The organism is Cellulosimicrobium cellulans (assembly GCF_042723955.1).
In the GTDB taxonomy this organism is placed as follows: Bacteria; Actinomycetota; Actinomycetes; order Actinomycetales; family Cellulomonadaceae; genus Cellulosimicrobium; species Cellulosimicrobium cellulans_H.
Genome location: NZ_JBHXIC010000099.1, coordinates 1 through 14171, shown reverse-complemented (window position 1 = coordinate 14171; position 14171 = coordinate 1). Strand labels below are relative to the sequence as shown.

12 protein-coding genes are annotated in these 14171 nt (G+C 74.2%); 6 read left to right on the top strand and 6 right to left on the bottom strand.

The genetic code is table 11. The features are described from left to right. Positions 1-689 precede the first annotated feature (689 nt). Both ACFWH7_RS18615 and ACFWH7_RS18610 read left to right on the top strand, forming a co-directional pair. Positions 690-812, top strand: coding sequence for a hypothetical protein (locus ACFWH7_RS18615; RefSeq protein WP_255318720.1), 123 nt, complete (start codon positions 690-692; stop codon positions 810-812). Between the two features lie 7 nt (positions 813-819). Continuing rightward, on the top strand, positions 820-2130 hold the full coding sequence (locus tag ACFWH7_RS18610; protein WP_378218749.1) for a winged helix DNA-binding domain-containing protein: 1311 nt from the start codon (positions 820-822) through the stop codon (positions 2128-2130). Between the two features lie 88 nt (positions 2131-2218). On the opposite strand, the gene ACFWH7_RS18605 is transcribed toward ACFWH7_RS18610, so the two are convergent. Next, entirely contained in the window at positions 2219-3208 is a 990-nt protein-coding gene (locus ACFWH7_RS18605) for a stage II sporulation protein M (RefSeq protein WP_378218747.1), read from the bottom strand. Between the two features lie 89 nt (positions 3209-3297). On the opposite strand from ACFWH7_RS18605, the gene ACFWH7_RS18600 reads away from it, so the two are divergent. Beyond that, positions 3298-4116, top strand: a complete 819-nt coding sequence (locus tag ACFWH7_RS18600) for an RDD family protein (protein ID WP_378218745.1) — start codon at positions 3298-3300, stop codon at positions 4114-4116. Here ACFWH7_RS18600 and ACFWH7_RS18595 read toward each other — a convergent pair. From ACFWH7_RS18595 to ahcY, 5 genes are all read right to left on the bottom strand, one after another. Then, on the bottom strand, positions 4089-5297 hold the full coding sequence (locus tag ACFWH7_RS18595) for an acyltransferase family protein (protein ID WP_378218743.1): 1209 nt from the start codon (positions 5295-5297) through the stop codon (positions 4089-4091). The two genes, ACFWH7_RS18600 and ACFWH7_RS18595, sit on opposite strands and share 28 nt — an antisense overlap. A 334-nt stretch (positions 5298-5631) precedes the next feature. Next, positions 5632-6291: a response regulator transcription factor gene (locus ACFWH7_RS18590; RefSeq protein WP_378218741.1), complete on the bottom strand. Its 660-nt coding sequence runs from the start codon at positions 6289-6291 to the stop codon at positions 5632-5634. Positions 6292-6403: 112 nt separating this feature from the next. Further along, positions 6404-7897, bottom strand: a complete 1494-nt coding sequence (locus tag ACFWH7_RS18585) for a sensor histidine kinase (protein WP_378218739.1) — start codon at positions 7895-7897, stop codon at positions 6404-6406. A gap of 92 nt (positions 7898-7989) precedes the next feature. Further along, positions 7990-8604 (bottom strand): hypothetical protein, encoded by a 615-nt coding sequence (locus ACFWH7_RS18580; RefSeq protein WP_378218737.1) that lies wholly within the window; start codon positions 8602-8604, stop codon positions 7990-7992. A 35-nt stretch (positions 8605-8639) separates the two neighbouring features. Next, complete coding sequence (gene ahcY / locus ACFWH7_RS18575) at positions 8640-10202, bottom strand: adenosylhomocysteinase (protein ID WP_378218735.1); 1563 nt, start codon at positions 10200-10202, stop codon at positions 8640-8642. 580 nt (positions 10203-10782) lie between these two features. On the opposite strand from ahcY, the gene ACFWH7_RS18570 reads away from it, so the two are divergent. From ACFWH7_RS18570 to ACFWH7_RS18560, 3 genes are all read left to right on the top strand, one after another. Next, positions 10783-12144 (top strand): quaternary amine ABC transporter ATP-binding protein, encoded by a 1362-nt coding sequence (locus ACFWH7_RS18570; RefSeq protein ID WP_378218733.1) that lies wholly within the window; start codon positions 10783-10785, stop codon positions 12142-12144. After that, positions 12141-13010: an ABC transporter permease gene (locus tag ACFWH7_RS18565; RefSeq protein WP_378218731.1), complete on the top strand. Its 870-nt coding sequence runs from the start codon at positions 12141-12143 to the stop codon at positions 13008-13010. Before ACFWH7_RS18570 ends, ACFWH7_RS18565 begins: the two co-directional genes overlap by 4 nt. Before the next feature lie 103 nt (positions 13011-13113). Beyond that, positions 13114-14049, top strand: a complete 936-nt coding sequence (locus ACFWH7_RS18560; protein WP_378218729.1) for a glycine betaine ABC transporter substrate-binding protein — start codon at positions 13114-13116, stop codon at positions 14047-14049. The last annotated feature ends 122 nt before the right edge of the window (positions 14050-14171 follow it).

The following is a 14171-nucleotide window of genomic DNA, read 5'->3' as shown; positions in this document are numbered from 1 at the left end:
TCGTGGGTGGTTTTTTTTTATACGAGCCTGGGGCCGCGTCTACCATCCGCCGCTCGTTCCTCGCGGCTCCCGCCAGGCCCGCCACGACGCGGCACCACCACCCACCCCGCCCGACGTCGTCTCACCCTGGTCGGTACAACCTCGGGCGACCGTCCGCGGGTGGGGTTCGACCCCGGGCCGCGCGACCGGCCGTGTCGCCGCACCTTCGCGCCCGGAACGGTCGCCGATCGCGGTGCCGTCACGTCGAGCAGGTGGTCTGGGCGCGTCTGGCGCGCGGGACGAACCCCATTCGCCTGCTCGACCCGCCGGGATGGCCTGGTCGGGCTCGTACCGAGCGGGCACGGGCGCACCCGCTCCGTCGGGCCACCGATGGACCCGAGCGTCGACCGACGTCCCGGGCGAGACGATCGCCGAGCGGTGGGGGTGGGCTCGGATGCGAAGGGGCGTCAGAGCGGTGCTCCTAGAACCCACGGCCGACAGGCCAGGGTGACGGCGCCGCAGCCCCGAGCACCGAGACCACCCGCGCCGCGGACCCGACCACGCGGGCCTGCGACCCGACCACGGTTCTACCTCGCGGGACTACGGTTCTACCTCGTGGACCACGGTTCTACCTCGGCGGCGGAGGCCGCCCGTGTCAGGGCTGAAAGGTAGGGTCGTCGGGTACGTCCACCGACCTCAGGAGAACCCCCGTGGCCTGGCAGCCGACCGATCCCCGACAGCGCGCACGGCGCAACCGTCGCGTCGCGATGATCGTCGTGGCGGCGCTGCTCGCGACGTTCCTCATCCCCGCGCTCGCGATCGTCCTGTCCTGACCCGCCCATGGTGGACGGGCGGTTCGGGCCGCGGCTGAGCCACGACGACCTCAACCGCGCGCTGCTCGCGCGCCAGCACCTCGATGCCCCGCGCGCGGCGTCGGTGCTGGACGAGGTGCGGCACCTGGTCGGGCTGCAGTCGCAGGTGCCGTCGTCGCCCTACCCGGCCCTGTGGTCACGGCTCGCGGCGTTCGCGCCCGACGACCTGGGCTCGCTCCTCACCGACCGAGAGGTCGTGCGCGTGGGCGCGCTGCGCGGCACGGTGCACCTGGTCGCCGCGGACGACGCGCTGGGGCTCACCGCGCTGGTGCGGCCGACGCTCGCCTCGTACCTGCGGGCGAAGAACCAGCACGGCGCGGCGCTCGCGGACGTCGACCTCGACGACCTCGAGGAGGTCGCGCGCGACCTGCTCGACGAGCCGCTCACCTCCGTCGAGCTCGGCAGGAGGCTCGCGGAGCGGTGGCCCGACGTCGACCCCAAGCACCTCGCGTACGGGGCCCGCTGCCTGCTGCCGCTGGTCCAGGTGCCGCCGCGCGGGCTCTGGGGAGCGAGCGGGCCGGGCACCACGACCACCTGGACGACGGCGCAGGCCTGGCTGGGCCGGTCCGACCCGGTCCTCCACGCGGTCGCGCACGACGCGGACCCCGACGCCGTCCTCGCGACCCGCGTGGGGCTCGTGCGGCGCTACCTCGCGGCGTTCGGCCCGGCCTCCGTGGTCGACGCGCAGCGGTGGGCGGGGCTGACCCAGCTCAAGGCCGCGTTCGACGTGCTGCGTCCCGAGCTCGTGACGTTCACCGGCCCGGACGGCAAGGAGCTCTTCGACCTCCCCGGCGCGCCCCGCCCTCCCGGCGACGCGCCCGTGCCGGTGATCATGGCCGGCGACTTCGACAACCTCGTCCTCTCCCACGACGACCGGACGCGGATCCTCGGCAGCGTGCCGGTCAAGAGCGTCGTGAGCATCAACGGCCAGGTCGCGGCGACGGTGCTCGTCGACGGACGCGTGGCCGGGGCGTGGACGGCGCGCCCGACCGCCACGACCACCCCGTCCGCCCTCGCCCGGGCGACGACCGGGGCGACGTCGCCCGACGAGCCTGCGGACGACGTCGTGCACATCGAGGTGCGTCCGCTGCGCGGCCGCGCGGGTCACGTGACCGGGGACGGCGCGGCCGCCGACGGAGCGGGCGACGCCGACGTCCGCCGCTCCCCCGCGGACCTGCTCCGCGAGCCCGGCGTGCGCGACGCGGTCGTCACGCGAGCCGAGGACTGGGCCCGGTGCGCGTGGCCGGGCGCGCGGGCGCGCGTCGTCGTGCACGACTGAGCGGGCCCCACGAGCCACGAGCTCCCGCCGGGAGCCGGGAGCCGGGAGCCGGGAGCCGGGAGCCGGGAGCCGGGAGCCGGGAAGAGCGTCAGGCCGCGACCGGGGCGACGTCGCCCGCGTGGTCGGCGGTGAGGTCGCCGGTCTCGCCGGCCGCCACGGCGCGACGGCCGAGCACGATCGTGTAGACCCAGAACCCGGCGAGCGCGATCGCGCCGATGACGATCTTGAGCCACCAGGGCATGGTCGAGCCCGTGACGAAGCCCTCGATGACGCCGGAGACCGCGAGCGCGATGACGAGCCCGATCGCGACCGTGACGAGCGCGCGGCCCTCCTGGGCGAGAGCACGCGAGCGCGGGAGCGGGCCGGGGTCGACCCAGGCCCAGAAGATCCGCAGGCCCGCGGCGCCGGCGACGAACACGGACATGAGCTCGAGCAGGCCGTGCGGCGCGATGAGCTGGAGGAAGAGCCCGAGCTCCCCGTGCGCGGCCATCATGCCGCCGGTCGACCCGATGGCCACGGCGTTCGAGAACAGCACGTAGGCGGGGAAGATCCCCGTGATGCCCAGGCCGATGCACTGGGCCGCGATCCAGGCGTTGTTGGTCCAGACGACGGTGGCGAAGTCGAGGCCGGGGTCGTAGTACGACGCGAACGCCTCGTTCACGTAGTTCTCCTGGACGCTCGGCGGCCCCATGGACGCGAGGCCCTCGGGCGTCGTCGCGACCCAGATCCCGGCGACGAGCGCCACGACGAGGCACGCGACCGTCACGCCGACCGACCACCACCGGATCCGGTACAGGGCGGCCGGGAGAGACACCGTGAGGAACCGCACGACGTCGCGCCACGCAGGCTCGTGCGCCCCCGCGATGCGTGTCCGGGCCTTGCCCAGGAGCACGGACAGGCGCGAGATGAGCACGGGGTCCGGCGCGACGGACCGGACGGTCGACAGGTGCGTCGCGACGGCCTGGTAGAGCCGGACCAGCTCGTCCGCCTCGGCACCGTCGAGCGTGCGCCGCGAGGTGAGGGTCTCCAGGCGGTCCCACTGCGCGCGGTGCACGTCGGTGAAGGCGTCGAGGTCCACGACCGATACCCTGCCACACGGGGCGTGCCGCCGGTGCGCCGACCGGCGCGCGGGCACGGGCCCGTGACGGAACGAGGGCGAGGAGCAGCGTGCGGGACGGCATCCTGATCGGCGAGGGCGTGGTCCTCGACGCGCGACCGGCGTCGTTCGTCACGCGCGGCCTCGCGCTCTTCCTCGACATGCTGACGCTCTTCGTCGCGCTGTTCGCGCTGCTCTTCGCGACGTCGGGCTCGCTCGAGCTGGTCGACCCGGACTTCGCCCCGGCCATCGGCATCGCGCTCGCCGTCCTCGTCATGGTCGTGATCCCCACGACCGTCGAGACGCTCTCGCGCGGCCGCTCGCTCGGCAAGCTCGCGCTGGGCATCCGGGTCGTGCGCGACGACGGCGGCCCGGTCCGCTTCCGGCACGCCTTCCTGCGCGCCCTCGTCGGCATCGGCGAGATCTGGCTGACGCTCGGCTCGGTCGCGCTCGTCGCGTCGCTGACGAACGACAAGGGCAAGCGCCTCGGCGACATGGCGGCGGGGACGTACGCGATCCGGGTGCGGGGCGGGCGGCCGACGCTCGCGCCGCTCGTCATGCCCCCGTACCTCGCCGCGTGGGCGTCCCACGCCGACATGCGCCGCCTGCCCGACGGCCTCGCGCTCGCGGCGCGGCAGTTCCTGGCGCGGGCGAACAAGCTCCACCCGGCGTCGCGGGCCCGGTTGGGCCAGGAGCTCGCGGGGCAGGTCGAGCGGTACGTCGCGCCCGGCCCGCCGCCCGGCACGCACCCAGAGACGTTCCTCCTGGCGGTGCTCGCCGAGCGGCGCGACCGGGACTGGGCGACGGCGCAGCGCGCGCAGGCGCTCGCGGGCGAGCAGGCCGAGCTGCTGCACCGGCTCCCCTACTCGATCCCTGACCCCACGCGCTGACGCCCGGGTGCGCGCCGCACGGGACGCGCGTCCTCGAAGCGGCCGACGAGGCGGGAGATGCCCAGAAGAACGAGCGCGAAGGCGCCGAACCAGACCGGGCGGCTCGCCCACCAGTCGGCGCTGCCCGGTGCCGGGAGCTGCTGACCGAGCACCACGAGCACGGTCCCGACGACGACGATCATCGCCGTGAGGTGCCACAGGTAGACGGCCATCGACCGCCGGGCGAGGCCCGCGACGACCGTCCGGCCGCGCCCGTCCGCCCAGCGCACGAGCGGCCCTCGGGCGGCGAGCGCGAGCGCGACGAGCGCGACCGCGTGCAGGACGACCGGCGCCGTCGGCGGGCCGAGGTTCGACATCGGGTCTCCCGGCATGCCGATGAGCGAGACCGGGTACGGCCCGACGACGACGAGCAGCGCCGCGAGCGCCGCCGCCGCGAGCCCGACCCCGACGAGCGCGAGCGGCCGCGGGAGGACGGCGACGGGCACCACGCGTCCCCGCCGCACGACCCGCGTCCCCGAGCGCGCGTCGGCGTACAGGAGCCCGACCGCGTAGGGGACGGCCCACACGAGCACGACGTCGACGAGCGCGAGGCGCTCCAGCCCGGCGCCGAAGCGGAGCGCCTCGACGGTGAGCGGCGCGGCGGCGAGCGCCCCCACGGTCCACCAGCCCGCGGCGTGCAGCGCGCGGCGCAGGAGCGGCGTGAGCACGACGAGGCCCAGGTACACCGCCAGGAACCACAGGAGCTGCGGCGCGAGCGTCGCGAGCGAGCGCACCGCGTCCCCGGGCAGCCCGACCGCGAGCAGCACACCGATCGCGACGACCCACGCCCCGACGAACACACCGACGGGCCGCAGCAGCCGGGGCACGCGCCGTCCGGCGAGCCGTGCCCCCGCCGCGAGGTCGGCGAGGACGCTCGGGCGCGCCACCACCCGCCCGGCACCCGCCGGCCCGGGCGAGCGACCGCCGTCGGGCCCACGCCGCAGCCCGTACGCGGCCGAGGCGCCGGCGGCGAAGAACAGGAGCGCGAGCACCTGGAGCACCCAGGTGACGGTCCAGCCGGCGCCGTGCGCGAGGGCGTTGCCGATGCGCAGGTGCTCGCCGTCCCACGTCGCGTCCGCCATGAGCCAGTGCACCGTGAGGACGCTGAGCGTCGCGAGGGCCCGCACGGCGTCGACGAACACGTCGCGCCGCGGTCGGCGGGGGTCGTCCGAGGCGGTGAGGCGGACCGGTGCGGTGCCGGGCGTCCTCGCGAGGCCCGACGACGGTCGGTCCCGGTGGGGCTGCGCCCCGCCCGGGGGCGACTGTCGGGCGGGTGCGGGTCGCGCGCGGGACGGCGCGCGGGTCGGGGACGGCGGCGGCGACAGGACGGCCACGGGATGCTCCAAGGTCGGCGTTCCCGGGAGGATCCCCGGTGCTCACCAGTCTCGAAACATCCCGTTCGTCCCGGTACGGGACGGTCCCCCGAGCATGTCGCGGCGGACCACCCGGTCCGACGGGGGTTGTCCCCCGCCCCGCTCAGACCTTGAGGTAGCGCAGCACGGCGAGCACGCGGCGGTGGTCGCCCGCGTCCTGGGGCAGGCCGAGCTTGCCGAAGATCGACGTGACGTTCTTCTCGACCGCGCCGTAGGAGAGGAACAGCGCCTCCGCGATCGCGGAGTTCGACCGCCCCTGCGCCATGAGCTCCAGGACCTCGGTCTCGCGCGGCGTGAGGCGCGCCAGCCCGTCGTCGGACCGCGAGGCGCCCATCAGCTGGCTCACGACCTCGGGGTCGAGCACGGTCTGTCCCGCCGCGATGCGCGTGAGCGCGTCCACGAACTCGCCGACGTCGGCGACGCGGTCCTTGAGCAGGTACCCGACGCCGCGCGCGCCCCCGGTGAGCAGCTCGCTCGCGAACCGCGTCTCGACGTACTGCGAGAACAGGAGCACGCCCAGGTCGGGGTGCGCGGCGCGCAGCGCGAGGGCGGCCCGCAGTCCTTCGTCGGTGAACGTCGGGGGCATGCGGATGTCGACGACCGCGACGTCGGGCAGCGCGTCCTCGGCCGCGAGCCGGGTCACCCGCGCGACCAGCTCGTCGCCGTCGGCGACCGCGGCCACGACGTCGTGGCCGCGGCGCGTGACGAGCGCGACGAGACCGTCGCGCAGGATGGCGGAGTCCTCGGCGATGGCGAGCCGCATGGTGTCCTTCCGGTCGGGCGGGCCGTGCGGCCCGGGCGGTCGAGGTGCCCCGGGGACATCCTGCCCGACGCCGCCCCACCGTCCGGGCAGGACCGCTCCGTCCGCGCGCACGTCAGACCCGCACGGGCAGGAGGACCGTGACGACCGTCGGGCCGCCGACCGGGCTCGTGAGCTCGAACGTGCCGTCCACGGACCGCACGCGCTCCGCGAGGCCCGCGAGGCCCGACCGCTGTCCGTCGGACCCGGGTTGCACGACGCGCGCACCACCCTGGCCGTCGTCGCGCACCCGCAGGCGCAGCCGCGCGCCGCGACCGCTCCCCTGCCGCTCGACGAGCACGTACACGCCCGTCGCCCGCGCGTGCTTGACCGCGTTCGTCACGAGCTCGGCGACGCAGAAGTACGCGATCGACTCCACGGCCGGCGCGAGCCGACCGGACGCCTCGACGGCGGGGTCGACGTCGACCGTGACCGGGAGCGGCGAGCGTGCCGCGAGCGTCTCCAGCGCGACGGCGAGCCCGTTGTCGAGCGCCGGCGGGTGGATGCCGCGCGCGAGCTCGCGGAGCTCGACGAGCGCCTCCTTGGTCGACGAGTGCGCGAGGTCCACGAGCTCGAGCGCCTCGTCGGGGTCGCCGCCCGCAGCAAGCTGCTCCTTGGCCTCGCCGAGCTGCATCGCGACGGCGACCAGACGCGCCTGGGTGCCGTCGTGCAGGTCGCGCTCGATGCGCCGCAGCTTCGCGTCGGCGTCCTCGACGGTACGGCCGCGCGACTCCTCGAGGTCGGCGACGCGCAGGCTCGAGAGGGTCGGGCCGAGCAGCGCGACGGTGAGCGCGCGGAAGAGCTGGGCGAATCCCCGCGTGATCTGCGCCCACAGCCAGAGGAAGAGCAGGCCGACCAGGACGAGGCCGAGCTGGCGCACGGGGGTGTCGACGTACCAGTCGACCCCGAACGACGCTCCGCGGTGCCACGACCCGTCGCTCGCCTGCTGCAGCGGGAGCCAGCGCGACCAGATCCAGTGCGTGGCCCCGCCGAGCCCCACGGCGAGGAAGACGGTGCTCACCACGAACGACACGATCGCGAGCGGGAACGTGACGAGGAGGAAGAGCACGGCCCGCCAGCCGGTCCCGTCGCCGATGCCGCTCCACAGCGTGCTCCAGAACCCGCGGCGCCGGACGTACGGTGCGGGGGCGGCGACGTCGATACCGAGCGCCGAGCGCGCCAGGGACCGGTACATCGAGCCCCAGCCCCGCCCGCCGACCACGACCCAGCCCGCGACGACGAGGCCGATGACCGGCACCAGCATCGCCACGAGGAAGACCACCGCGAACAGCCCGTACGTGAACGCGAACGGGGCGAGGAGGATCGCGAGCCACAGGTACCCGTACGCGCGCCACGTCTGCCGGTGGAACGGCGCGCGCGCGAACGCCACCCGCTCGCGGTGGTCGACGTACCGCGGGTCGGGCTGCGTGCCGGCGTACGTCGTCGGGTCCACCGCCGTCGCGGCGACGCTCGTCGGAGGTGCGGTCGGCGCCGGTCCCGGGGTCAGGGTGCCCGACGTCGGGTCGCCCGCGGGCACGACGCTCGGCTGGTCTGGGGTCACGGCAGTCATGGTGCCAGTCTGGGCGAGCCGCGGTCACGGCGACAGGGTGGCCGCCGCCGCACCGCAGTGGGGACAACCCCCGTGTCCCCGGACGCGCCGAGTCAGTGCAGGAGGTACTTGACGGCGATGACCACGCCCGCGAACGCCGCGGCGAGCAGGGTCTCCCCGACCAGGCGACCGCCCCGCGCACCCGCCCGGTACGCGGCGAGGAAGCCGACGACCCCGAGCAGGACGACGGTGAACCACACCGCGACGAGCGCCGCGTCCTCCACGTCGAGCCCGAACGCGGAGGCGAGCAGGTACACCGCGATCCCGGGCACCGCGCCGAGCAGGACCCCCACGTTGAGCCGGAGCGCCGCGAGGGTGCGGTCCCACAGGGAGTGCCCGCTGTCCCGGAAGCGCCCGCTCACGGCGTCGACGTAGCAGTGCGCGAGCCAGTACCCGACGGCGACGAGACCGGTCGCCACGACCACGCGGTCCCCCGTCGGGGCGTGCACGCTCGACACCGCCATGACGAACCCCGCCACGATCGCGCCGTAGAGCAGGTCGTGCGGGGGCTCGCGCTCCCACCGGTCGCCGACCCGGTGCCACAGCGGTCGGACGCCCGGGGGCGGGCCGTCGGGCCCGTCGACCGGCGGCCCGGCCTGTCCCGCCGTGACCCCGCCCCCGGAGGGCGAGGGCACGGCGGGGCGACGCTCGTCGGGCGACGGGTCCATGCGGCCTCCTCGTGGCGCGAGCGGGTCGCCGGCGCTCAGTAGCGGTAGTGCTCGGGCTTGTACGGGCCCTCGACCGGGACGCCGAGGTAGTCGGCCTGGGACGGCGAGAGCTCGGTGAGCCGCACGCCGAGCGCGTCGAGGTGCAGGCGCGCGACCTTCTCGTCGAGCACCTTGGGCAGGCGGTAGACCTGGCGCGCGTAGGAGCGCTCGCGGCCGTCGCGCGCGGCGGCCGTCGCGTCCTCGAACAGCTCGATCTGGCCGATCACCTGGTTGGAGAACGAGTTGCTCATGACGAACGACGGGTGCCCGGTCGCGTTGCCGAGGTTGAGCAGGCGCCCCTCGGACAGCACGACGATCGAGCGGCCGGCGGGCTGCCCGCCCGGACCCGGCTCGGCGAACGTCCACTCGTGCACCTGCGCCTTGATCTCGGTGCGGGAGACGCCCGACACCTCGGCGAGGCCCGCCATGTCGATCTCGTTGTCGAAGTGGCCGATGTTCCCGACGACGGCCTTGTCCTTCATCGCGACGAGGTGCTCGGCGCGGATCACGTCCTTGTTGCCCGTGGTCGTGATGAAGAAGTCCGCCTCGCCGAGCACGTCCTCGATCCGGGCGACCTGGTAGCCGTCCATCGCGGCCTGGAGCGCGCAGATCGGGTCGACCTCGGACACGATGACGCGCGCGCCCTGGCCGCGGAAGGCCTCGGCCGCGCCCTTGCCGACGTCGCCGTACCCCGCGACGAACGCGACCTTGCCACCCATGAGGACGTCGGTCGCACGGTTGATGCCGTCGGGCAGCGAGTGGCGGATGCCGTACTTGTTGTCGAACTTCGACTTGGTGACCGAGTCGTTGACGTTGATCGCCGGGAAGAGCAGCTCGCCGGCCTCGGCGAGCTGGTAGAGGCGGTGCACGCCCGTCGTCGTCTCCTCGGTGACGCCCTGGATCGCCTGGGCGATGGTCGTCCAGCGCAGCGGGTCGGCCTCGAGCGCGCGGCGCAGCACGGCGCGCACGACGTTCATCTCGTGCGTGTGGTCCGGCTCGCCCGGCAGGGTGTCGGGCGGGACGACGCCCGCGCGCTCGTACTGGAGCCCGAGGTGGACGAGCATCGTGGCGTCGCCGCCGTCGTCGAGGATGAGGTTCGGCGACTCGTCCCCGGGCCACACGAGGATCTGCTCCGTGCAGTCCCAGTACTCCTCGAGGCTCTCGCCCTTCCACGCGAAGACGGGCACGCCCTGCGGGTCCTCGGGCGTCCCGTGCGGCCCGACGACGACCGCGGCCGCCGCCTCGTCCTGCGTGGAGAAGATGTTGCAGCTCGCCCAGCGCACCTGTGCCCCGAGCGCGACGAGCGTCTCGATGAGGACGGCGGTCTGCACGGTCATGTGGAGCGACCCCGCGATGCGCGCGCCGGCGAGCGGCTGCGACTCCCCGTACTCGGCGCGCAGCGCCATGAGGCCGGGCATCTCGTGCTCGGCCAGGCGGAGCTGGTGGCGGCCCGCCTCCGCGAGGGACAGGTCACGGACCTTGTAGCGGCCGGGGACCTCGTCGAAGCCGTGGGCGGCTGCGGGAGTGCCGGTCGTCGTGGCTGGCGCTGTGGTGGACATGGTTCTCCTGTGCGTTCTCGGTGCCGGTCGGGCCGGCACGCCGGCCCTGCTGGTGACCGGTCGGTGGCTGGCCGGTGGCTGCGCTGGGGGCTCCCGTCCGCGCCGGGCGGGACCGCGGCCCCGCCCGTGCCCAGCCTACCGAGGAGGACGCCACCCGGCCCCGACGAGCGCGACGCCGCGCGGGGGCACTCCGTTCGTCCGGCGCGCGCGCCCGGGCGCGCGCGTAACACGAATGCTTGACCATCTCAAGATCACAATGGGGTAACGATCCGAGATCGCTCATCATCCGCGCCGTTCCAACGATATTCGGTCAAGAATCGTCCTGGAATACCCCCGCGGTCCGGGCCCCTAGGTAGAAGTTGAACCTCGAATCAGGCAGGGTGCTGGAGTACCGATTGACGTCGGACCAGCATGTGGCCCGCTGCGCGCCGAGCGCGGAGGTCGTCCCCCGGGCGCCCGACCGCGACGCGATCAGGAGCCGCGTGCCGCGCTCCCGAGACGCCGCCGCCGGACCCCTCTGGCGCCGTCCTCGCGCGGGGCGTGACCGGTCCCCGCACGGAAGGTGGCGAGACCCGCCCGCATGACTGCCCCCAGCATCACCCCGCCAGACAGCACCGCCGCGGTGCCCGAGCAGACGGCGGTGACCACGGCCCCCGCCGACGTCGCCGTCTCCGTCCGCGACGTCTACAAGGTCTTCGGCCGCCGGCCCGTCGAGGCCATCCGCCGCCTCGAGCAGGGCGCGTCGCGCGACGACGTGAAGGCGCTCGGGACCGCCGCCGTCATCGACGCGTCCTTCGACGTCCGGCGCGGCGAGATCTTCGTCGTCATGGGCCTCTCCGGCTCCGGCAAGTCGACGCTCATCCGCATGCTCAACGGCCTGTGGAAGCCGACGGCCGGTCACGTCGTGGTCGGCGGGACCGACCTCGCGAGCACCGACGCGAAGCAGTTGCGCGCCCTGCGCCGCAGCAGCGTGAGCATGGTCTTCCAGCACTTCGCGCTGCTCCCCCACCGCACGGTGCTCGACAACGCCGCCTACCCGCTCGAGATCCAGGGCATCGGCAAGACGGAGCGGCGCGAGCGTGCCCGCACCGCCCTCGAGCTCACCGGCCTCGGCGGCTGGGAGGACTCGCTGCCGTCTCAGCTGTCCGGCGGCATGCGCCAGCGCGTCGGCCTCGCCCGCGCGCTCGCGGCCGACACCGACGTCCTGCTCATGGACGAGGCGTTCAGCGCGCTCGACCCGCTCATCCGGCGCGAGATGCAGGAGCAGCTCCTCGACCTCCAGCAGCGCCTCGGCAAGACGATCGTCTTCATCACCCACGACCTCAACGAGGCCATGCACCTCGGCGACCGGATCGCCGTCATGCGCGACGGGCGGATCGTCCAGATCGGCACTGCCGAGCAGATCCTCTCCGACCCGGCCAACGACTACGTCGCCCAGTTCGTCGCCGACGTCGACCGCACGCGCGTCCTCACGGCCTCGTCCGTCATGGTGCGTCCGGCGGTCGTCGTGCCCGTGAGCGGCGGGCCGCGCCAGGCGAGCCGCGCCATGCGCGAGGCGCAGGTGTCGGCCGCGTACGTCGTCGACCGCCAGCGCGTGCTGCACGGCGTCGTGCGCGACGACGACGCCGTGGCCGCGCTCAAGGCCGGCAAGGAGTCCATCGGCGACCTCGTGCACGACGGCGTCGCCCCGGTCTCCCCGGACACGCCCCTCGCGGAGATCTTCGCGCCCGCCGCGGAGTCCTCGCTCCCGGTCGCGGTCACGGACGACGAGGGCCGCCTCGTCGGCGTCGTCCCCCGCGTCACGCTGCTGGAGGCCATGGTCCCGGCAGACCAGCCGCGCACCGGCGAGATCGAGCTCGGGGCGCAGGGCACCGTGGCGGACGCGCCTGTGGAGGAAGCGCCCGTGAACGCTGCGCCCGCGACCGAGGGAGGTGCCGCGTGAACGACACGCTCGTCCCCCGCATCTCGCTCGGCGAGTGGGTCGACACGTTCGTCGACTGGATGACCACGACGTTCCGGCCGCTCTTCCGCTTCGTCAAGGACGTCCTCGTCGGCATCTACGACGTCCTGGACACCGTCCTGTCGAGCCCGCCGTTCTGGGTCGTCGCCGTGGCCCTCGCCGCGCTCGCGTTCTTCGCCAAGGGCTGGAAGCTCGCGCTCGGCTCGCTCGTCGGGTTCGTGGTCATCGCCGGGGTCGACCAGTGGGACAACGCGATGGACACCCTCGCGCTCGTCCTGCTGTCGGCCGTCCTGGCCCTCCTCGTCGCGATCCCGCTCGGCATCTGGGCCGCGCGCAACGACCGCGTCTCCGCGGTCGTGCGGCCGGTCCTCGACTTCATGCAGACCATGCCGGCGTTCGTCTACCTCATCCCGACCGTCGTCATCTTCCTCACCGGCCCCGTCCCGGGCATCATCGCGACGATCATCTTCGCCATGGCGCCCGGCGTCCGGTTCACCGAGCTCGGCATCCGGCAGGTCGACAAGGAGGTCGTCGAGGCGGGCCAGGCGTTCGGCTCGACCCCGGGGCGCATCCTGCGCCAGATCCAGCTCCCGCTCGCGCTGCCGACCATCATGGCCGGCGTCAACCAGGTCATCATGCTGTCGCTCTCCATGGTCGTCATCGCGGGCATGGTCGGCGCCGGCGGCCTCGGTGACGACGTCGTCGCCGCGCTCCAGCGCGTCGACGTCGCGCTCGGCTTCGAGGCCGGCCTCGCCGTCGTCATCCTCGCGATGTTCCTCGACCGCGTGACGTCCGCCCTCGGGGACCGCGCCCCCGTCTCGCGCGCGCTCGCCGCAGCACGCGTCTGATGCGCGACTGAACCGAACCCGGCCGCAGCGCCGGGAACCCGCCCGCCGCACCCCCGGCGTCGGGCACACCGACCGGGTCCGCCCGGACCCACGGAAGGACAGCATGACCCCCGCACGCACCCGCACCACCCGTCGCACCGCCACCGTCGCCGCGGCCGCGGTCCTCGGGCTCGCCCTCACCGCCTGCGCCTCCGACTCCGGCTCGGGTGACGGCTCCGACGTCCCCATGAACGGAGACGACGAGGCCGCCGTCTCGATCGGCATCCCCTCAGGCTGGGACGAGGGCATCGCCGTCTCCCACCTGTGGACCGCGATCCTCGAGGAGGAGGGCTACGACGTCTCCTCCCAGACCGCCGACGTCGGCGTCGTCTACACCGGCCTGGCAGGTGGCGACTTCGACGTCACGCTCGACGTGTGGCTGCCCTACACCCACGCCTCCTACGAGGAGGAGTACGGCGACCAGGTCACCGACCTCGGCTACTGGTACGACGACGCCAAGCTCACCATCGCGGTGAACGAGGACTCACCCGCGCAGTCGCTCGAGGACCTCGCCGGCATGGCGGACGAGTACGGCAACAAGCTCGTGGGCATCGAGGCGGGCGCCGGCCTCACCAAGATCACCCAGGAGCAGGTCATCCCGACCTACGGGCTCGAGGGCATGGACTACTCCATCTCCTCGACCCCCGCGATGCTCGCGGAGCTCAAGGGAGCGACCGACGCCGGCGAGAACATCGCCGTCACCCTGTGGCGCCCGCACTGGGCCTACGACGAGTTCCCTGTCCGCGACCTCGAGGACCCCGAGGGCGCGCTCGGCGAGGCCGAGAAGGTCCACATGTGGGGCTCGTCCGACTTCGAGGAGCGCTACCCGACGCTGACCAAGCTGTTCGGCGCCTTCACGCTCGACGACGAGCAGCTCTTCTCGCTCGAGAACATGATGTTCAACTCCGACGAGTACGCCGACGAGGCCGAGGCCGTCCAGGCCTGGCTGGAGGCGAACCCGACGTTCGTCGACGACCTCAAGGAGTCCGCGGGCGTCTGACGCCACGGCAGGAGCACTACGACGGGGGGCGCCCCCCCGCCGGGGGGGGGGCGGCCCCCCCCGCTGAAGGTGGGGGGGGCACCCCCCCCCACCCACACCCCCCCCCCCCCCCCCCCCCCCCC